This window comes from Neobacillus vireti (assembly GCF_036962345.1).
In the GTDB taxonomy this organism is placed as follows: Bacteria; Bacillota; Bacilli; order Bacillales; family Cytobacillaceae; genus Neobacillus; species Neobacillus vireti_A.
Genome location: NZ_JBALNB010000003.1, coordinates 119114 through 137828, shown reverse-complemented (window position 1 = coordinate 137828; position 18715 = coordinate 119114). Strand labels below are relative to the sequence as shown.

The following is an 18715-nucleotide window of genomic DNA, read 5'->3' as shown; positions in this document are numbered from 1 at the left end:
CAATTTGATTCCGAAATATTAATTTTCTAAATTTACGAATAAAGGAGGGGGATTGTTCGATGCATCGCGGTAAAGGAATGAAGTTCGTAGGTGACTCTCGTGTATTGGCGCCAGAGGTCCGTACGAAAAAGAATATTCCGAAAGATTACTCAGAATACCCTGGTAAAACAGAGGCATTTTGGCCTAATTTCCTTTTGAAAGAATGGTTGGTAGGTGCAGTATTTCTTGTCGGCTTTTTAAGTTTAACAGTAGCACATCCGAGTCCACTTGAAAGGATAGCGGATCCGTCAGATACAGGATATGTTCCAATGCCGGACTGGTATTTCTTGTTCTTATATCAATTACTGAAGTATGAGTTTGCAGCTGGACCTTATACTGTAGTTGGTGCAATGGTTATCCCTGGACTAGCTTTTGGAGCATTACTATTAGCTCCGTTCTTAGATCGTGGACCAGAGCGCCGTCCGAGCAAGCGTCCACTTGCAACTGGCTTTATGCTTTTGGCATTAGCTGCTATTACATTTTTAACATGGCAGTCTGCTTCTACCCACGATTGGGAAGCTGCAAAAGAATATGGAAAGATTGTGGCTGATGTTGAAATTGATAAGACGTCGGAAGAATATCAGATTGCTTCAGACAATACTTGTATCACTTGTCATGGTGATGCCTTCCAGGGTGGTGCTGGTGCGCCAACTTTAATTGATACTGGATTATCTGCTGACGAAATTGCAAAAATTGCAAAAGAAGGTATAGGAACTATGCCGCCAGGAGTCTTTAAAGGTGATGACGAACAGCTTAAAAAGCTTTCTGAATACATCTCAGGCTTAGGTAAATAACTAGATCATAAAAGCTGACGGACTTTCGTCAGCTTTTATTATTAAATAGAAAAGAGGAATTAGTAGTGAACCGCATTTATCCTCTCTTAGCACACAGATCATTTTTATGGATTTTGTTAGTCATCAATATTGCTGGAACTGCTTACGGATATGTGTGGTATGGCTGGCAATTAAAAGAAACACCACCGATTTTCCTTCTATTTGTTCCTGATAGTCCAACTGCTAGTTTGTTTTTTGTCTTTGTATTAGCAGCCTTTCTGTTGAAAAAGAATTGGCCGCTTATGGAATCTCTCGCGATTGTTACCTTATTTAAATATGGAATTTGGGCGGTGGTAATGAATTCTCTTGTTTTTATCATACAAGGTGAATTAGACTGGATCGGACTAATGTTGGCTTTATCTCATTTTGCCATGGCTGTTCAAGCTTTGCTCTACGCCCCTTTTTATCGTTTTAAATGGGTGCATTTGCTGGTGGCTGCGATTTGGACATTACATAATGATGTAATTGACTATGTCTTTTTCATGCTTCCGAGATATCATATGTTAAATGAATTTACACCAAAAATTGGTTATTTTACATTTTGGCTATCAGTTTTATCGATTGCTATCGGCTATTATTTTGTGATACGCCCAAAACGATTCCAACTAGAACTAAAATAGTTAATGATAGGATAAAAGATGGTCTAACCTTGTCCACCCGTTCATACATTTTATTAGTAATGATAGGGGGGACAAGGTTTGAAGTATAAATGGTTACTAGTATTCTTAATTGTCGTTATGCTGACTCCCATGACGGCCTATGCCCACGGGCATAGACCGATAGAGAAGCTCGATAATATCTCTGATGAAGCACTTCAAATGATTAAATTTCAGAGATATGAAGATGGAAAAAAATTGTTAGATTATTTTTCAGAACAATTTTCTGACATCTCTAACAAGGAACATCCATTTTCCATGGATGAACAGAGAATTATTACAGTATCCCATGATGAAGCTTTAGAGGCAGCTGCGAGTTCAAATATGGAGTATGAGGAAAGGGTTCTAAGACTGACAAAATTTCGTCTTGTGGTGGATGCCATTGCTACTAGCCATCAACCATTATGGACGGAGATGGAGAATCAAATTATGGATGCCTTCCGAGAAGCAAGAGAAGCGGCAAATATTGGCGATTCCGCACATTTTCACTCTAATTTTAATACGTTTATGTCCTTATACAACATTATATATCCGAGTATGAAAATTGATGTATCTGCAGAAAATATTCAAAGAATTGATGCACGTATCAATTTCATTGATGAATATCGATCAGAAGTTGTTCATAACGTAAAAACCCTGGAAGAATTAGAAAGTTTAGAAATGGATTTAAAAGATTTATTTGAAAACATGGATGAGGATGAGGCAGACCCGTCTTTATGGTGGGTAATCATCTCAACCGGCAGCATTATCATTTTAACCCTATCGTATGTTGGATGGAGAAAATACCAGGGTGAGAAAGAAGCCAGAATGAACCGTTCTAGAGTTCATAAGGATTAATCTTAATTTGAACTTCAACAAGTTGATTACACCCGTAGAATACTGGAGGTTCACTATGTTATTTTTACTTTATTTTTTAATAATTATTTTGGTACCATTATGGGCCCAATTTAGGGTAAAGGGTACGTATATCAAATATTCTCGTATAGCCAATTCATCCTATCGAACCGGAGCAGAAGTTGCGAGAGAGGTACTTAATTCAAATGGTCTTTTTAATGTTGGTGTTGAAGAGGGCAGAGGGTTTTTAAGTGACCACTATGACCCAAGAACAAAAACAGTGAGGTTATCTCCTGAAAATTTCCGGGGTCATTCCATCGCTTCAACCGCTATCGCTGCACATGAATGTGGACATGCTATTCAGGATGCCGAGCGCTATACTTTTTTACGCTTTCGCCACGCATTAGTCCCAGTAGCCAATATTGGGTCAAACTTTTCGTGGGTCCTTGTTTTGATCGGAATCTTTTTTCAAATGAGCGGCTTGTTGTTAGCAGGAATTATTTTTATGGCAGCAGCGGTTCTCTTTCAAGTAATCACATTACCAGTTGAATTTAATGCTTCTAATCGTGCTATGGACCAAGTCGTCTCGTTGGGATTCATTCGGAACGAGGAGGAGCGTAATGCTAGGAAAGTTTTAAATGCAGCCGCATTAACCTACGTAGCAGCTGCCGCGGTAGCGGTATTAGAGTTACTAAGGCTAGTCCTCATTTTCACAGGTATGAATAGAAGTAATGAATAAAGCAATGTCACAAACGGACATTGCTTTTTTAAATTTCTATGGGCTTCTTATTTTCGTCTAGTGTAAATCCTTCTCCATGGACATCATGGACTACTGTTACGGAAACAAAAGCATGAGGGTCAACGGAAGTTATTAAATTTTTCAAGCGCACAATCTCATTCTTAGCGACAACACAATATAAAACTTCGCGTTCCAATTTTGTAAAAGAACCATACCCTTTGAGAACAGTAACACCCCGGTCCATTTCCTCCATAATCTTCTTTGCTATATCTTCATTTTTCTCCGAGACAATCATTGCCCCTCTTGCCGTATAGGCTCCTTCTTGAATGAAATCAATCACTCTAGCCCCGATAAATACTGCCACCAGGGTGTACATGGCTTCTCTATAATTCAAATATGTAAGAACAGAAGCGCCAATAACACAAATATCGAAGATAAACATTGTCCTTCCCATGCTCCAGCCGGCGTATTTCTGAACAAGTCTTGCAATAATATCAACGCCGCCAGTGGTCCCGCCATAACGGAAGATAATCCCTAATCCGATTCCGAGAAAGACACCGGCAAATAATGCAGCTAATAATAAATCGTCCTTTAGCGGCATTTCAATCGAGTAACGTTGAAAAATCCATAAAAACACAGAGATACCAACCGTGCCAAGAATGGTATATAAGAAAGCATTTCTCCCGAGTAATTTCCAACCGATAAAAAAGAGAGGAATATTTAAAAGTAAGTTTGTATAAGAGGGATCCCATTTGAACATGAAATAAAGTAGAAGGGTTATACCTGTAAAACCGCCTTCAGCTAGTTTATTTTGCATATTAAAATGTACAAGTCCAAAAGACATAATGGCTGTACCTATTAAGATAAATAATATATTTTTCATTTTAAGTCCAAATAACATATTATCCTGCCTCCTCTTCCAATTATTTCATTTAACCAGCGGATTTTATTATAGCGGATTAACAATAGAAGAGCAATTTTGGTAAGGAAGGTATATACTTAATACAAAAATATTTGTAAAACTAGCTTAATTTAGATAATGTATTTAGTAAGTAAATTGTTTAACGAGGTGAGTGTGTATGATCAATGGAAAATCTATCAAAGACATGCAAACAGAAGTAGATACATACATAAGCCAATTTAAAGAAGGTTATTTTAGTCCTCTTGCAATGGTAGCAAGACTCACTGAAGAACTAGGTGAACTGGCTAGAGAAGTAAATCATTATTATGGTGAAAAACCAAAGAAATCCAGCGAAACTGAAAAGGCTATCGAGGAGGAGTTAGGAGATCTTCTTTTCGTCATTATTTGCTTAGCCAATTCATTACATATTGACTTGGAAGATGCACACGACTACGTAATGAATAAATTTAATACTAGGGACAAGGATCGTTGGACAAGGATAGAAAATAAGGATCAGGAGTGAGAGAGTGTGAGTAAGGTGAAAATTATAATTGCGGGGCCACGGGGACGGATGGGCAGCGAGGCCGTCAAAATGGTAACCAATACCGAACATTTTGAGTTAAAGGCTGTTATCGATTATAAATATGATGGTCATATGTTAAGTGATCTCGAAGGATTCCACGCAGTAAAGAATGTACCGATTTTTACGAATATCGAGACATGCCTGCAAAGTGTAGAGTGTGATGTTTTAATTGACTTAACGACACCAGAGGTGGGAATGTATCATGCCAGAACAGCACTTCTTCATCATGTAAGACCTGTTGTTGGTACTACTGGGTTTACAAAAAAAGATTTGGAAGAGTTAGAAGGAATTTGTAAGGACAAAAAACTTGGATGTATTATTGCTCCAAATTTTGCACTAGGTGCAGTGCTAATGATGAAGTTTTCGCAAATGGCAGCAAAATATTTTAATGATGTCGAAATCATTGAACTGCATCACGACAAAAAACTAGACGCTCCTTCAGGTACAGCTGTGAAAACGGCAGAAATGATCACTGCAGTAAGGGAATCCAAACAGCAGGGTCATCCAGACGAGAAGGAAACGATAAGTGGAGCAAGGGGGGCCGAGGTTGATGGAATGCATATCCATTCAGTCAGACTTCCAGGTCTAATTGCCCATCAACAGGTTTTATTTGGAGCAGACGGTCAAACATTAACGATTCGCCATGATTCCTATAACCGTGCCTCGTTTATGTCAGGTGTAAAAATAGCAGTTGAGACAGTAATGAAGCAAGATAATTTTGTCTATGGACTTGAAAACATTTTAGAATAGGGGTACTACCATGAATATAGCCTTAATTGCACATGATAATAAAAAAAATGACCTAGTTCAATTTACAACAGCCTATCAAACAATCTTTTCAGAGCATACACTTTTTGCGACCGGAACTACAGGGATGAGAATTCAAGAAGCTACTGGGTTACCTGTTACCAGGTTTCAATCTGGACCATTAGGTGGGGATCAAGAAATCGGGGCAATGATTGCAAAAAATAAAATGGATGCAATTTTCTTTTTTCGTGATCCGCTAACTGCACAGCCGCATGAACCTGATGTAACTGCATTAGTCCGCCTTTGTGACGTATATTCCATTCCCCTTGCAACTAATATGGGGACCGCCGAACTTTTGATAAGAGGCTTAGATGAAGGCTTCCTAGAATGGAGAAATATTGTCCACGAGACTGGTGAAAGTGATGAGCGATAAACCTTTACATATACTAGCGTTCGGTGCTCATGCTGATGATGTAGAAATCGGCATGGGAGGAAGTATTGCAAAATTGACAGCAAGTGGAAAAAGGGTAGGAATATGTGATTTAACCGAAGCGCAGCTTTCTTCAAATGGGACTATTGAGTTAAGGAAAGAGGAAGCCAATAAAGCAGCTGAAATATTAGGTGTGACGGAAAGGTTGTCACTCGGTTTTCCAGATAGAGGACTCCTTCTCCAGGAGGAATTTATAAAAAAAATTGCAGCAGTAATTAGAAGGTATCAACCTCAAATTGTCTTTGCTCCCTATTTTGAAGACCGCCATCCTGATCATGGAAACTGTGCCCGCCTTATTGAAGAGGCGGTCTTTTCCGCGGGCATAAGAAAATACCAAACAGAGGATTTTCAAAAACCCCATAAGGTTACAAACGTGTATTTTTATATGATCAATGGCTTCCATAAGCCAGATTTCACAATGGATATCTCAACAACCATTGAACGGAAGCTGGCAGCCTTGAGAGCATATGAAAGCCAATTTGAACAAACAGAAACAAGTGTCAATACACCGCTTGTAAATGGGTATATTGAAACGGTGGAGGCAAGGGAAAGATTATTCGGTCAACAAGTTGGTGTCCAATTTGCGGAAGGTTTTAAATCAAAAGTACCAATCCTCTTGAATCGAGATTTGATGGGAGATTAAGAATGAGGAAACTTAAAATAGGAATTACCTGTTACCCCACTGTTGGGGGTTCAGGAGTTGTAGCAACAGAATTAGGTAAAATGCTAGCTGAGAAGGGACATGAAATCCATTTTATTTCATCTAGTATGCCTTTTAGACTAAACAGAATGTATCACAATATTTTTTATCATCAGGTTGAAGTCAATCAATACTCGGTTTTTCAATATCCACCATATGACATTGCATTAGCAAGTAAAATGGCAGAGGTTGCGAACAGAGAGAAACTGGACATTCTCCATGTTCATTATGCCATTCCACATGCAGTGTGTGCCATTTTGGCCAAACAAATGAGTAATGTAGATGTAAAGATTGTTACCACGCTTCATGGGACAGATATTACGGTTCTTGGGTACGACCCATCCCTTACAGAAGCAATTAAATTTGGAATTGAAAAATCTGACACCGTAACAGCTGTTTCCCGTTCTTTAATTGAGCAAACTCACGAACTGATTCAGCCAGACAAGCAGATTGAAACGGTTTATAACTTTATTGATCAAAGAATTTATCAAAAACGGGATGCAAACCATTTAAAAAATGAATTTGGAATCAAAGAAAATGAAAAAGTTGTTATCCATGTTTCCAATTTTCGACCAGTAAAGCGGGTTCAGGATGTTGTAAAAACATTTGCAAGAATTTCCGCTGCGATGCCAGCAAAATTATTGCTGGTAGGAGATGGTCCGGAAATGACACCGGTGTGCAGCCTTGTAAAGAAATTAGGATTAACAGATAAAGTTCATCTACTAGGGAAACAAGAAAACTTAGACGAATTATACTCAATAAGTGATTTAAAGCTATTATTGTCTGAAAAAGAGAGTTTTGGATTGGTAGCTCTTGAGGCAATGGCGTGCGGGGTTCCATGTATTGGTACGGATGTTGGTGGAATGCCTGAGGTTATTCAGCATGGTGAGACAGGGTACATATGTGAATTAGGTAATATTGACGATATTTCTTCTAAAGCGATTTTACTTTTAAGTAATCCACAACTTCATCAAGAATTTGCTAATAATGGGGTCTCAGTTGTAAATGAAAAATTCAGAGCCGACCAAATTGTCGGTCAATATGAGCAGTTATATTATAAGCTCTTAAAATAAGGTGATTACTATGAAAGAGCAATTTTTAGCCGCGGTACCAGTAATAGAAAAGTTAGAAGCTGCAGGTTTTGAGGCCTATTTTGTAGGCGGGGCAGTCAGGGATTTACTTTTAAATAAAGAAATAAACGACGTGGATATTGCTACTTCTGCAACTCCTGAGGAAGTGAAGCAAATCTTTTCAAAAACTGTAGATGTTGGAATTGAGCATGGGACTGTTCTTGTTTTATATCAAAATCAATCGTATGAAATTACTACCTTCCGTACGGAGGCTGAATACGAAGATTTCCGCAGACCGAAAGCAGTGTCATTTATTAGGAACCTGAAAGAGGATTTACAACGCAGAGATTTTACAATGAATGCCATTGCCATGGATAAAGACGGAAATCTTATTGATCCCTTTAAGGGTGAACTTTCCATAAAGAATCAAGTGATCATGACAGTCGGAAAAGCAGCAGATCGTTTTCAAGAGGATGCACTAAGAATGATGCGAGCGGTTCGTTTTGTTAGTCAGTTGTCTTTCCGGATTGAAGACGAAACACTAAATGCGCTGATAAATCTCGTACACTTGCTTGATAATATTGCTGTTGAACGAAAACACACGGAGTTCGATAAGTTACTCTTAGGTGAAAACCGAAAAAAAGCGATTCAACTCATTCTAAAAACCAATATGAATTCCTATTTACCAGGACTATCAAACCAAGAGGCTCGCCTTAAATTAATGTTAGAGTACAAGCTTGATCGGTTAACCACACGTGAAATGTGGGCATTGCTTGTCTTTTGCCTAGAACTCAAATCTAAGGATATAGAGGGATTTCTAAGAGACTGGAGAAGTCCAATAAAGGAAATAAGGGAGATTCAGCTTATCTTACACTACTTAGATAAGAGGTTCGAAGAAAGCTGGTCTTCGTATGATTTGTATATGGCCACGAAGGATATTTTCCTATCTGCGGAGGTTCTGTATCTGGTGATAAAAGGAATTGAGACAAAGGATACGATTTACCAATATATCCAAGTATATGAAGGGCTTCCAATAAAAAATCGATCAGAAATGGACGTAACGGGGAACGACTTAATGGAATGGTTTAACAAAAGCGGTGGACCATGGATCAAAGAGCTGCTGCTTAAGATTGAGCAGGCCATCCTAGCAGGCAGTCTAATTAATCAAAAGAAAATGATAAAGGAGTGGCTCTTAAAGTGCAATCACAATTAAGGAAGGACTTGCTCGATGCTTTCACAAAAGCCGATGGTGCCTATTTATCAGGGCAGCATATTGCAGAGTTAATTGGCTGCTCCAGGACTGCAGTTTGGAAGCATATTGAGGAGCTCCGAAAAGAAGGATTTGAATTAGAGGCAGTCCGCCGAAAAGGCTATCGGATCGTGAAAACACCTGAAAAAATAACACCTGATGAATTGAGACTTGGATTAACCACTAAATTCATCGGTAAAAATGTATACCATGAGGATTGTGTAGAATCTACCCAAAAGATTGCACAACGTTTAGCATTTGAGGCTGCTCCAGAAGGAACAGTAATTATTGCTGAAGAACAAGTGTCTGGCCGTGGAAGAATGGACCGCAGATGGCATTCTCCTAAATATACAGGTATTTGGATGAGTTTGATCCTTAGACCTAATATTCCATTGCCGAAAGCTCCACAATTAACGCTGATAACGGCGGTAGCCATTGTTCAGGCAATTGAGGATCTCACCGGTCTGATACCAGAAATTAAATGGCCGAATGATATCCTTATAAGCGGAAAAAAGGTAACAGGAATACTTACTGAACTTGAAGCAGAAGCGGACCGGATTAATTCCGTTATCATTGGTATTGGCATTAATGTTAATCAAACAAGGGAAGATTTTCCTAGCGATATAGAGCAGATCGCTACCTCACTTCTGCTTGAAAAAGGAGAAAAAGTATCGAGGGCTGATTTAATAAAAGGAATCTTTACGAATCTAGAAAAATTGTATTTACTTTATTTAGAAGAAGGGTTCCAACCTATTAAGCTTCTATGGGAAAGTTATGCGATAAGCATTGGCAAGAAAATTACGGCGCGAACACTTTCACATTCGATTATAGGGATTGCAAAAGGGATCACAGATGATGGAGTGTTAATGATAGAAGATGGACATGGGAAAATACATCATATATATTCGGCGGATATTGAACTTTAAAAAGATTGCATGCAGACAAAAAGATTATCTTGCGATTTTTTGAGATTTTTTTTATAATTCAAATAATGGGCGGTATCCTTGAGAGCTGCACCTGAAACTATTTTTTTACAACTTAAAAAGGTTTCTGCCTAGATCCGTAAAGCGGACCGGGACAGAGGGATAGAACACGTGAAAGAGTACCAAGATCCTCTGCCTTCAGATGGATCTTTTTATTTGCTCTTTTATACCCCTCTCTTCCTACTAAAAGGAGGGAATATGAATGAAACAAAGTACAGACTTCTTAAAAATGAAAGAAAATAATGAAAAAATCGTCATGCTTACTGCCTATGATTATCCATCTGCTAAGCAGGCGGAACAGGCTGGTGTGGATGTCATTTTGGTTGGAGACTCACTTGGAATGGTTGTACTTGGATACGATTCAACAGTCCCGGTAACGATCGAAGACATGATTCATCATGCAAAAGCGGTAAAAAGAGGAGCTAAGGATACGTTTATTGTCGTTGATATGCCTTTCCTATCCTACCATTTATCCATTCAGGATACATTAAAGAACGCAGGCAGATTAATCCAGGAAACGGGTGCTCATGCAGTTAAGCTGGAAGGTGCAGATGAAGTAATTGAAAAAATATCAGCACTTACTAAGGCTGGCATTCCAGTTTGTGGTCATCTCGGTTTAACACCACAATCCGTTGGCGTATTAGGCGGCTATAAAGTTCAAGGAAAAGAAGCGAAAGACGCAATTAAACTATTAGAAGATGCAAAAAAATGTGAAGAAGCTGGGGCATTCGCCATTGTGCTTGAATGTGTACCGAAACAGCTTGCCGATGAAGTCTCTAAACATGTATCTATTCCTGTGATCGGTATTGGAGCAGGCGTTGATGTAGATGGGCAAGTATTAGTCTATCATGATATTTTAGGGTATGGAGTAGAGCGTGTACCGAAGTTCGTAAAGCAATATTATTCCTTAAATCCGTTTATTATTGAATCGATCCAAGCATATGTGAAGGATGTCAAATCGGAACAGTTTCCTGATGATAAGCATTCCTTTACCATGAAAGAACGTGAGCTCAGCGGACTATACGGAGGAATAAAATGAGAGTCATAACCAAAATACATGAAATGCAAACGGAAATGAAAAAATTGAAATCCCAATCAAGATCTATTGGATTTGTGCCAACAATGGGATTTTTACATGAAGGTCATTTAACCCTAATAAAAAAAGCTAGACAAGACAATGATGTTGTTGTTTTAAGCATATTTGTGAATCCATTGCAATTTGGTCCGACTGAAGATTTTTCAACGTATCCTCGAGACTTTTCAAGGGACAAATCATTGGCTGAATGTGAAGGGGTAGACATCCTATTTTATCCTAGTGCGGAGGAAATGTACCCACAGCCTACATCAGTAAAAATAATTGTTCAGGAGCGTACCGATGTTTTATGCGGTAAATCGCGACCTGGTCATTTTGATGGTGTGGCTGCTGTCCTAACAAAGTTATTTAATATTGTTATGCCGACAAGAGCTTACTTTGGTAAAAAGGACGCACAGCAAGTTGCAGTCGTAGAAGGATTAATTTCAGATTTTAATTTTCCAATTGAATTAATACCTGTAGATATCGTCCGAGAAGAAGATGGGCTTGCAAAAAGTTCCCGAAATGTTAATCTTCTCCCTGAAGAAAGGGTTCAAGCAACCGCCCTTTATCATAGCTTAATTGCTGCTAAGGCGGAAATTGACAAAGGGGTTCGAAATCCAAACACCATAAAAACGCTAGTAACAAATATGATAGCTTCCGAGACCAAAGGGGAAATTGATTATGTTGAGGTCTATTCGTATCCTCAATTGAAAACAGTTGAGACTTTATCAGGCACCATTATCATTGCCCTGGCAGTAAAATTTTCAAAGGTTCGGTTAATTGATAATTTCATCATAGAAGTAGAAGCCTAGGCGAATACAAGAGGAGGAATACCATGTTTCGGCACATGATGAATGGTAAAATCCATCGTGCAACTGTTACAGAAGCAAATCTTAATTATGTTGGAAGTATTACCATAGATGAAGATTTACTAGACGCAGTGGGCATGATGGCAAATGAAAAGGTTCAAATCGTCAATAATAATAATGGTGCACGTTTAGAAACTTATATCATTCCTGGTGAAAGAGGCAGTGGGGTCGTTTGCTTAAATGGGGCTGCCGCTCGGCTTGTACAGAAGGGTGATATTGTTATCATCATCTCCTATTGCTTGGTCTCTGAAGAAAAAGTCCAAAGCCACAAACCTAAAGTTGCGATTATGGGTGAAGATAACAAGATTATGGAACTTATATATGCAGAGCCAGCATTAACGATTATGTAGAAATCCCTGTTTTTCGGGGATTTTTTCTTTTTTTGTGTTAATTTTATATACTAAGTGTAAGGTTTACTTTTTCTTTTACCTATTTTGTGATACCGTTTTAATGAAGGTCTGAGGTGTTAAATCATATGTTAAATAAATTTGTTGTAGTCGATTTGGAAACTACAGGAAATAACCCGAAAAAAGGGGATAAAATAATCCAATTTGCCGCTGTGGTCATTGAAGATGGGAAAATCACTGAAAGGTTTTCATCTCTAATCAACCCACAAAGGTCAATCCCAATATTTATTGAGGAATTAACAGGGTTAAAGGATGAAATGGTGAAGAGCGCTCGCGTTTTTGCAGAAATAGCCCCACGAGTGAATGATCTTTTGGAGGGTGCTTATTTTGTTGCACATAATGTATTATTTGATTTGTCATTCTTACAGGAAGAATTAGTACAAGCGGGGTTCGAAGGTTTTTACGGTCCAGTTCTAGACACAGTGGAAATGGCAAGGATTATCTTTCCAACTGCAGATGGTTACAAGCTATCTGATTTAGCTGTCCGAGAGGATCTAGAACATGATCGGCCGCATCAGGCAGATAGTGATGCACAGGTAACAGCTGAGCTTTTTCTAATACTTGTAAATCGTTTAACTCAATTACCTGAATTGACTCTTCGCCAGCTTTCTCAACTAGCTGGCGGGCTAAAAAGCGATTTACAACAATTAATCGATGAAATTATTTTAGAAATAGATCAGGACAGTGAGAGTTGGAAAGAGTCGCTTGAGATATGCAATATGCTTGCCCTAAAAAAACAGCCAGTTTATTCGATGGCAGTGAGCAGACCATACCAGTATGAATTCCAATATCCTGACAGTGATAAAGATAAAATCGAGCTAATTAAAGAAGGCTTTACTGTCTTTGAAAATAGAACGGGCCAATTTGAAATGATGGATGGGGTTTATCAAGCCTTTAATTCAGGTATGCATACGCTTATTGAGGCAGGAACGGGTGTAGGAAAGTCTCTTGGGTATTTACTGCCTGCTGCCTATTTTGCTAAACAAAACAGGCTCCCTGTTGTGGTGAGTACACACACCATCCAACTTCAGGAACAGATCATCCATAAAGAAATTCCTTTATTAGCAAAGATACTTCCTTTTGGGGTAAAGTCCATTTTATTAAAAGGGAGAAACCATTATATTAGTCTAGAGAGATTTGCCCTTTCCTTACTCGAGGAAAACGATAATTATGATACCACCTTAACGAAAATGCAAATTCTTGTATGGCTGACAGAAACGGAAACCGGAGATCGTGACGAATTGAATCTTTCAAGCGGTGGAAATATCTTCTGGAATAAAATAAAGAACGAGCAAACGGTCTTTACTCGGAATAAGGTTTGGCAGGAGAAGGATTTTTATTTACGTGCGAAAAACGAGGCACTGCATGCTGATATCATTATTACCAACCATTCTCTGCTATTAAGTAATTTATCGGCTGAAAAGTCTTTTTTACCAGACTTTGAATATGCCATCATCGATGAAGGACATCATTTTGAAAAGGTGGCAAGTCAATACTTTGGCCGCTCATTAGACTATTTAACCACTCGATTGCTATTAAATCAATTTGGCCAATTTGAACAACGTCAGCTTTTTTATGAACTAGAAAGGATACTAGACTCACTTGTAGCAAACAAAGGTGATTTAACACAAACGATAAAAATAAATCAATTAGCTGCAGACCTATCCTATGAAATGGACGAGTTTTTTAAGTTGACTGCTCTTTATGCAAAATCAAATTCTGCAGAAAGACGAGCAGGAAACCGTGCGAAGGTGCGTTTTTCACGTGACAAGGGTGGAAAAGAAAAAAATGCGCTTGTGCACAGTGCTGAAAGATTTGCCTTCCTTTTGAAGGATTTACAAGGTGCTATATCGGAGCGGTTAGAGTTAATAAAGATAAATAAGAGAACATTATCGAGTAAGCAAAAAGGAAAACTAGAAGAAATCATTTCCTTTAGAAACGAATTAGAAGAGCTGAGAAATACCGTACAAGATTGTTTTATTAAAGAATCTAACGAGGTAAAATGGATCGAAATTGATTTCCGTTCACAGCAAAATGTAACAACCTTTTATGCGCAGCCAGCCTTTGTTGCAGCTTCTTTACATGAAAAGTTTTTTCGTGTAAAGAAAGGTGTGGTCTTAACTTCAGCAACCCTGACAGTCAATCATTCGTTTAATTATATGATAAACGAAATGGGACTTTCCAAAGACAATACACGAACGATGTCTATTGCTTCACCTTTTGATTATAAAAATCAGGTGCAGCTATTAATCCCTAATGACTTGCCAGAGGTTAATTCCACTAGTCTAGATGATTATGTCGTTGCGATAACGGAACACATTATTACGATTGCTGAGGCGACCAAGGGAAGAATGTTGATTCTATTTACAGCCCACGATATGTTAAAGAAAACATATGAGCTAATTAAAGAAAGTGGTTTTTTGGATGAATTTGCCATGATTGCTCAAGGGATTACCAGTGGCAGCCGCTCAAGGCTAACGAGGAATTTCCAAAGGTATGATAAAGCCATTTTGCTGGGAACTAGCAGCTTCTGGGAAGGTGTTGATATCCCTGGTGAGGATTTATCATGTTTGGTTATTGTCAGACTGCCATTTAGTCCACCGGATGAACCGTTAACAGAAGCAAAGTGTCAATTAATTACACAAAAAGGTGGAAACGCCTTTACGGAGTATTCTTTACCAGAGGCAATCCTTCGATTTAAACAGGGTTTTGGACGCCTTATCCGAACAGAAAACGACCGTGGGATTATGATGGTTTTCGATAAAAGAATTATTACCTCAAAATATGGAAAGGCATTTTTACAATCCATTCCACCTGTACCCATGAAGAAGGGAAATATTGATGAATTAGTAGAAATTATTTACAAATGGTTATAATGAAATATGGAAAAATTACACATCCTATAAATAAGGAGGTATGTGTATGAGAGTGATACTATTAATGACAGCAATCTTTTTTCATTTGACTTCATTTGGAAATGCCTCTTCTATTGATTATGGAAATATCGAAAGTATCGATTTAAAATTGAAAGATCATGAGATTGCCGTCTCTTTTTTAGGGTTAGGTGATGGAGAAGCCACTCTAATCCAGGGCTCTAATGGAGAAAATATATTGGTTAATATCGGTGGAAAAGAAACAAGTGAAGAATTACAAAATATGCTTAAAACTTATGGTGTAAAGGAAATTACAACACTCGTTATTACCGACCGTCAAAATCTTTTTCTGGATGAAATTACACATATAATTTCGAAATATAAAGTAAGGCAAGTAATTACAACACCTGAAATAGCAATGGAAATAACAAATAAAGACGCGGCCTTTATCGGCGTAGTAGTGATTCCATGGAAAGAGGGCACAATACAGACTCTATTACCAGATTTATCTGCAGAAGTGCTTTTTGCTGGTAACGGTGAAGATGAAGGATTAGATTTTTCTTTGCAATTTTTTAAGCATCGTCTGTTCTTAATGACTTCATCAAGTGATCACGCGGAAGAGAACTTATTAAAGAAAAATTTAGATGAGGTAACTATATTTAAAGTGCCGAAATGGGCGAAGGAAGATTCTCTATCTGAGCAATTAATTCAATACGTTAATCCTCAAATCTCGATTCTTTTTGAATCAGAACAGCATCAACCTGACCCAGATATCATCTATGACCTGCAGGATAATTGGTCAGAGGTTTTTTTTACAAAAAAACATGGCACTATTACAATAAAATTCACAGAAAATAATTACGAAGTATTCACTTTTCCAGTAGAAAAGGAGGACTATAGCTGATATTATTGCTTTAGAGAGATAAAGGAGGAATAGAATGGAATCAAAAATCGAAGTCCTCTCCACTGTTAAGCTTCAGCATAGTCCTGACCTATACAAGATTGTAGATGCCCTTAATCGAACACTAAAGCAAAAGGATTTAGTATTTGGATTGGCACTTGATCGAGAAGATCAAAGTAAAGCGATTTTTACGATTTATCGTACATAAAGATGAAAAGTGGAGTAAAATGAAAAAAATTTTAATATTTCTTGTACTATTTATAGTCATTTCTGTTGGTGTTTTTATTAAAGTATATGTTAGTGCTCAGGAGCCGCTTGTTACGGCGGAAGAAAAAGCAGCTTCCTTGGCAAAAGAAAAGGTTGAGCTAAGCGAAATAGAGGATTTTCATATCTACCATGGAACAGAAACTGTTAGTGTTCTTGAGGGGAAAAATAAAAAAGGTGAAAATATCATCGTATGGATTCCCGAGAAAAGCAAAAAAGTAATAGTGGATAAACGAAAAAATGGATTATCTAAAGAAGAAGCCGTTAAAAGACTTCTTGATGAAAAAAATCCAACAAAAATTATTTCTGTAAAATTAGGAATGGAAAATAATATCCCATTATGGGAAATTCATTACCGTTCTGAAAATAATTTAATAAATTATTATTATGTAGATTTTAAAACAGGTGAATGGCTTAAAAAAATTGAAAATTTATAGCTTGATTGAGCAGGAGGAAATTGGAATGGCAGTCAAATTAGCAAACAGGGTAATGGCACTTACACCTTCAACAACTTTAGCCATTACAGCAAAGGCAAAAGAATTAAAGGAACAAGGGGTAGATGTTATAGGTCTAGGCGCAGGTGAACCTGATTATAACACACCACAGCATATCATAGACGCTGCAGCACGCTCGATGAATGAAGGTCATACGAAGTATACTCCATCTGCAGGCCTGCCAGCTTTGAAAAAGGCTATAATTGAAAAGCTTGAAAGAGACCAAGGGCTTTCCTATAAACCAAATGAAATTATTGTTGCCAACGGGGCAAAACATGCTCTTTATACCTTATTTCAAGTCCTTTTAAATGAAGGTGATGAAGTAATTATCCCAACCCCTTACTGGGTAAGCTACCCCGAGCAAGTAAAATTAGCAGGAGGGGTACCTGTTTATGTAGACGGCTTGGAGTCTCAACAATTTAAAGTTACTCCTGAACAATTAGCAAGCGTAATTTCTGAAAAGACAAAGGCAGTTATTATCAATTCTCCTAGTAACCCTACAGGTGTTATTTATACAGCTGAAGAACTACAGGAAATAGGAAAATTATGCTTGGAAAGAAATGTATTAATTGTATCAGATGAAATTTATGAAAAACTTATATATGGTGAATATAAGCATGTTTCGATTGCACAGTTATCACCAGAGTTAAAAGAGCAAACCATCATCATTAATGGCGTCTCTAAATCACATTCCATGACAGGCTGGCGTATTGGATATGCTGCTGGAAATAAAGCAATCATTGAGGCAATGACGAACCTTGCAAGTCACAGCACTTCCAACCCGACAACTACTGCCCAATATGCATCAATCGCGGCATATAATGGACCTCAAGAGCCAGTAGAAGAAATGCGTCAGGCTTTTGAACATCGTTTAGGAGTAATTTATGATCAATTAGTTTCGATACCAGGTTTCACTTGTGTAAAACCACAAGGTGCGTTTTATTTGTATCCGAATGCAAAGGGAGCTGCAGAAATAACTGGATATCCAGATGTCGATGCTTTTGTTGAAGCATTATTAGTTGAGGCTAAGGTAGCAGTAATTCCAGGCTCTGGGTTCGGTACACCGGATAATATCCGTCTATCCTATGCAACCTCTTTAGATTTACTAGAGAAGGCAGTAGCAAGAATCAAGGATTTCGTTGAATCAAAACGTCAAGATTAAAATATTGGATGATCAAAAAAAGTCTGCAGCTGCAGGCTTTTTACTTTTCTTATAAAATATGGTTAAACCAATCCTCTTACAGAGAGAAGATGTTCATGTTATACTAAGCAAGAGGTGTCGTAAAAAATGAAAACAAGTATATTATCATGGCTTCAAGAAGGTAATATAACCATTCCTGCTGTATTATTTTCTGAGTATAGAAATATGAATTTAAATGAACATGAAATAGTCCTTTTATTAAATATTATTACTTTTATCGAAAAAGGAAATCACTTTCCAACCCCAGAAGAGCTCTCCTCACGTATGACAATTACTGTTTCCGAATGTAATGAGCTGCTGCGACGATTAATCCAAAAAGGGTTTATTAAAATAATAGATGAATTCTCACCAGAAGGAATCATGTTTGAGAAATACTCCGTTGAACCCTTATGGGAGCGGCTAGTGGATCAGTTTTTAATGAAAAATAAAAATACCCAAGAAGTCGCAAAAAAGGCGGACGAAAGTGACCTATACACCTGTTTTGAAAAGGAATTTGGCCGTCCTTTATCTCCATTTGAGTGTGAATCACTGGCCATGTGGATGGATGATGATCACCATGATCCGGTAATAATTAAGGCTGCATTAAGAGAATCGGTAATGTCAGGAAAGTTAAATTTCCGCTATATTGACAGGATTCTTTTTGAATGGAAAAAGAACGGCATTAAGACCATTGAACAGGCAAAAAATCATGGAAGAAAGTTTCGTCAAAAGCAAACGCCGAATCGGCCGGTACAAGATTCTCAAACCTCTTCACCAAATTCTGTGCCCTTTTACAATTGGCTTGAGCAATAAATCTAGTAAACGAGA

Annotated in this window: 21 protein-coding genes; 20 read left to right on the top strand and 1 reads right to left on the bottom strand. The window is 37.9% G+C overall.

Features of this window, described 5'->3' with window-relative positions; genetic code table 11:
- Window positions 1-59 precede the first annotated feature (59 nt).
- The 4 genes from V7108_RS02150 (at window position 60) to V7108_RS02135 (ending at window position 3101) form a co-directional block, all read left to right on the top strand.
- Window positions 60-833: a menaquinol-cytochrome c reductase cytochrome b/c subunit gene (locus V7108_RS02150; protein ID WP_335519728.1), complete on the top strand. Its 774-nt coding sequence runs from the start codon at window positions 60-62 to the stop codon at window positions 831-833.
- Window positions 834-898: 65 nt separating this feature from the next.
- Window positions 899-1492, top strand: coding sequence for a DUF1405 domain-containing protein (locus V7108_RS02145; RefSeq protein ID WP_335567266.1), 594 nt, complete (start codon window positions 899-901; stop codon window positions 1490-1492).
- Between the two features lie 78 nt (window positions 1493-1570).
- Window positions 1571-2365: a sporulation protein YpjB gene (ypjB, locus tag V7108_RS02140; protein WP_335519733.1), complete on the top strand. Its 795-nt coding sequence runs from the start codon at window positions 1571-1573 to the stop codon at window positions 2363-2365.
- 55 nt (window positions 2366-2420) lie between these two features.
- On the top strand, window positions 2421-3101 hold the full coding sequence (locus tag V7108_RS02135) for a zinc metallopeptidase (protein ID WP_335519736.1): 681 nt from the start codon (window positions 2421-2423) through the stop codon (window positions 3099-3101).
- Window positions 3102-3129: 28 nt separating this feature from the next.
- Here the strand turns inward: V7108_RS02135 and V7108_RS02130 are convergent, their stop codons facing one another.
- Complete coding sequence (locus tag V7108_RS02130) at window positions 3130-4002, bottom strand: YitT family protein (RefSeq protein WP_335519739.1); 873 nt, start codon at window positions 4000-4002, stop codon at window positions 3130-3132.
- A gap of 178 nt (window positions 4003-4180) precedes the next feature.
- On the opposite strand from V7108_RS02130, the gene V7108_RS02125 reads away from it, so the two are divergent.
- From V7108_RS02125 to V7108_RS02050, 16 genes are all read left to right on the top strand, one after another.
- Window positions 4181-4525, top strand: a complete 345-nt coding sequence (locus V7108_RS02125) for a nucleotide pyrophosphohydrolase (RefSeq protein WP_335519742.1) — start codon at window positions 4181-4183, stop codon at window positions 4523-4525.
- Between the two features lie 6 nt (window positions 4526-4531).
- Entirely contained in the window at window positions 4532-5335 is an 804-nt protein-coding gene (gene dapB, locus V7108_RS02120) for a 4-hydroxy-tetrahydrodipicolinate reductase (protein WP_335519745.1), read from the top strand.
- Between the two features lie 10 nt (window positions 5336-5345).
- Window positions 5346-5765, top strand: a complete 420-nt coding sequence (gene mgsA, locus V7108_RS02115; RefSeq protein ID WP_335519748.1) for a methylglyoxal synthase — start codon at window positions 5346-5348, stop codon at window positions 5763-5765.
- The gene (gene bshB1 / locus V7108_RS02110; RefSeq protein ID WP_335567265.1) at window positions 5755-6465 is read left to right on the top strand and encodes a bacillithiol biosynthesis deacetylase BshB1; all 711 of its coding nucleotides are present in this window, start codon (window positions 5755-5757) and stop codon (window positions 6463-6465) included. The genes mgsA and bshB1 overlap by 11 nt, the downstream gene beginning before the upstream one ends.
- Window positions 6466-6467: 2 nt before the next feature.
- Window positions 6468-7595: an N-acetyl-alpha-D-glucosaminyl L-malate synthase BshA gene (bshA, locus tag V7108_RS02105; protein ID WP_335567264.1), complete on the top strand. Its 1128-nt coding sequence runs from the start codon at window positions 6468-6470 to the stop codon at window positions 7593-7595.
- A 10-nt stretch (window positions 7596-7605) separates the two neighbouring features.
- The gene (locus V7108_RS02100; RefSeq protein WP_335567263.1) at window positions 7606-8805 is read left to right on the top strand and encodes a CCA tRNA nucleotidyltransferase; all 1200 of its coding nucleotides are present in this window, start codon (window positions 7606-7608) and stop codon (window positions 8803-8805) included.
- On the top strand, window positions 8790-9767 hold the full coding sequence (locus tag V7108_RS02095) for a biotin--[acetyl-CoA-carboxylase] ligase (RefSeq protein WP_335567262.1): 978 nt from the start codon (window positions 8790-8792) through the stop codon (window positions 9765-9767). Before V7108_RS02100 ends, V7108_RS02095 begins: the two co-directional genes overlap by 16 nt.
- A 259-nt stretch (window positions 9768-10026) precedes the next feature.
- Window positions 10027-10863, top strand: a complete 837-nt coding sequence (gene panB, locus V7108_RS02090; RefSeq protein WP_335567261.1) for a 3-methyl-2-oxobutanoate hydroxymethyltransferase — start codon at window positions 10027-10029, stop codon at window positions 10861-10863.
- Complete coding sequence (panC, locus tag V7108_RS02085) at window positions 10860-11711, top strand: pantoate--beta-alanine ligase (protein ID WP_335567260.1); 852 nt, start codon at window positions 10860-10862, stop codon at window positions 11709-11711. The genes panB and panC overlap by 4 nt, the downstream gene beginning before the upstream one ends.
- Window positions 11712-11734: 23 nt before the next feature.
- Window positions 11735-12118, top strand: coding sequence for an aspartate 1-decarboxylase (gene panD / locus V7108_RS02080; protein WP_335517521.1), 384 nt, complete (start codon window positions 11735-11737; stop codon window positions 12116-12118).
- A 125-nt stretch (window positions 12119-12243) separates the two neighbouring features.
- Complete coding sequence (dinG, locus tag V7108_RS02075; protein ID WP_335567259.1) at window positions 12244-15051, top strand: ATP-dependent DNA helicase DinG; 2808 nt, start codon at window positions 12244-12246, stop codon at window positions 15049-15051.
- A gap of 46 nt (window positions 15052-15097) precedes the next feature.
- Window positions 15098-15952 (top strand): ATP-dependent DNA helicase, encoded by an 855-nt coding sequence (locus V7108_RS02070; protein ID WP_335517516.1) that lies wholly within the window; start codon window positions 15098-15100, stop codon window positions 15950-15952.
- A gap of 34 nt (window positions 15953-15986) precedes the next feature.
- The gene (locus V7108_RS02065) at window positions 15987-16157 is read left to right on the top strand and encodes a YpmA family protein (RefSeq protein WP_335517514.1); all 171 of its coding nucleotides are present in this window, start codon (window positions 15987-15989) and stop codon (window positions 16155-16157) included.
- Between the two features lie 19 nt (window positions 16158-16176).
- Window positions 16177-16650 (top strand): cell wall elongation regulator TseB-like domain-containing protein, encoded by a 474-nt coding sequence (locus V7108_RS02060; RefSeq protein ID WP_335567258.1) that lies wholly within the window; start codon window positions 16177-16179, stop codon window positions 16648-16650.
- Between the two features lie 25 nt (window positions 16651-16675).
- Window positions 16676-17869: a pyridoxal phosphate-dependent aminotransferase gene (locus V7108_RS02055; RefSeq protein ID WP_335520572.1), complete on the top strand. Its 1194-nt coding sequence runs from the start codon at window positions 16676-16678 to the stop codon at window positions 17867-17869.
- 126 nt (window positions 17870-17995) lie between these two features.
- Window positions 17996-18700 (top strand): DnaD domain-containing protein, encoded by a 705-nt coding sequence (locus V7108_RS02050; RefSeq protein WP_335567257.1) that lies wholly within the window; start codon window positions 17996-17998, stop codon window positions 18698-18700.
- Window positions 18701-18715: the final 15 nt, after the last annotated feature.

What these genes read in the sequence shown, in the direction of transcription:
- V7108_RS02130 (WP_335519739.1), bottom strand. Translation starts at nt 4,002, where the DNA reads ATGTTATTTGGACTTAAAATGAAAAATATATTATTTATCTTAATAGGT.
- dinG (WP_335567259.1), top strand. Translation starts at nt 12,244, where the DNA reads ATGTTAAATAAATTTGTTGTAGTCGATTTGGAAACTACAGGAAATAAC.
- V7108_RS02135 (WP_335519736.1), top strand. Translation starts at nt 2,421, where the DNA reads ATGTTATTTTTACTTTATTTTTTAATAATTATTTTGGTACCATTATGG.
- V7108_RS02055 (WP_335520572.1), top strand. Translation starts at nt 16,676, where the DNA reads ATGGCAGTCAAATTAGCAAACAGGGTAATGGCACTTACACCTTCAACA.
- V7108_RS02125 (WP_335519742.1), top strand. Translation starts at nt 4,181, where the DNA reads ATGATCAATGGAAAATCTATCAAAGACATGCAAACAGAAGTAGATACA.
- panD (WP_335517521.1), top strand. Translation starts at nt 11,735, where the DNA reads ATGTTTCGGCACATGATGAATGGTAAAATCCATCGTGCAACTGTTACA.
- bshB1 (WP_335567265.1), top strand. Translation starts at nt 5,755, where the DNA reads ATGAGCGATAAACCTTTACATATACTAGCGTTCGGTGCTCATGCTGAT.
- V7108_RS02070 (WP_335517516.1), top strand. Translation starts at nt 15,098, where the DNA reads ATGAGAGTGATACTATTAATGACAGCAATCTTTTTTCATTTGACTTCA.
- V7108_RS02150 (WP_335519728.1), top strand. Translation starts at nt 60, where the DNA reads ATGCATCGCGGTAAAGGAATGAAGTTCGTAGGTGACTCTCGTGTATTG.
- mgsA (WP_335519748.1), top strand. Translation starts at nt 5,346, where the DNA reads ATGAATATAGCCTTAATTGCACATGATAATAAAAAAAATGACCTAGTT.
- bshA (WP_335567264.1), top strand. Translation starts at nt 6,468, where the DNA reads ATGAGGAAACTTAAAATAGGAATTACCTGTTACCCCACTGTTGGGGGT.
- V7108_RS02050 (WP_335567257.1), top strand. Translation starts at nt 17,996, where the DNA reads ATGAAAACAAGTATATTATCATGGCTTCAAGAAGGTAATATAACCATT.
- panC (WP_335567260.1), top strand. Translation starts at nt 10,860, where the DNA reads ATGAGAGTCATAACCAAAATACATGAAATGCAAACGGAAATGAAAAAA.
- V7108_RS02100 (WP_335567263.1), top strand. Translation starts at nt 7,606, where the DNA reads ATGAAAGAGCAATTTTTAGCCGCGGTACCAGTAATAGAAAAGTTAGAA.
- panB (WP_335567261.1), top strand. Translation starts at nt 10,027, where the DNA reads ATGAAACAAAGTACAGACTTCTTAAAAATGAAAGAAAATAATGAAAAA.
- V7108_RS02065 (WP_335517514.1), top strand. Translation starts at nt 15,987, where the DNA reads ATGGAATCAAAAATCGAAGTCCTCTCCACTGTTAAGCTTCAGCATAGT.
- V7108_RS02060 (WP_335567258.1), top strand. Translation starts at nt 16,177, where the DNA reads ATGAAAAAAATTTTAATATTTCTTGTACTATTTATAGTCATTTCTGTT.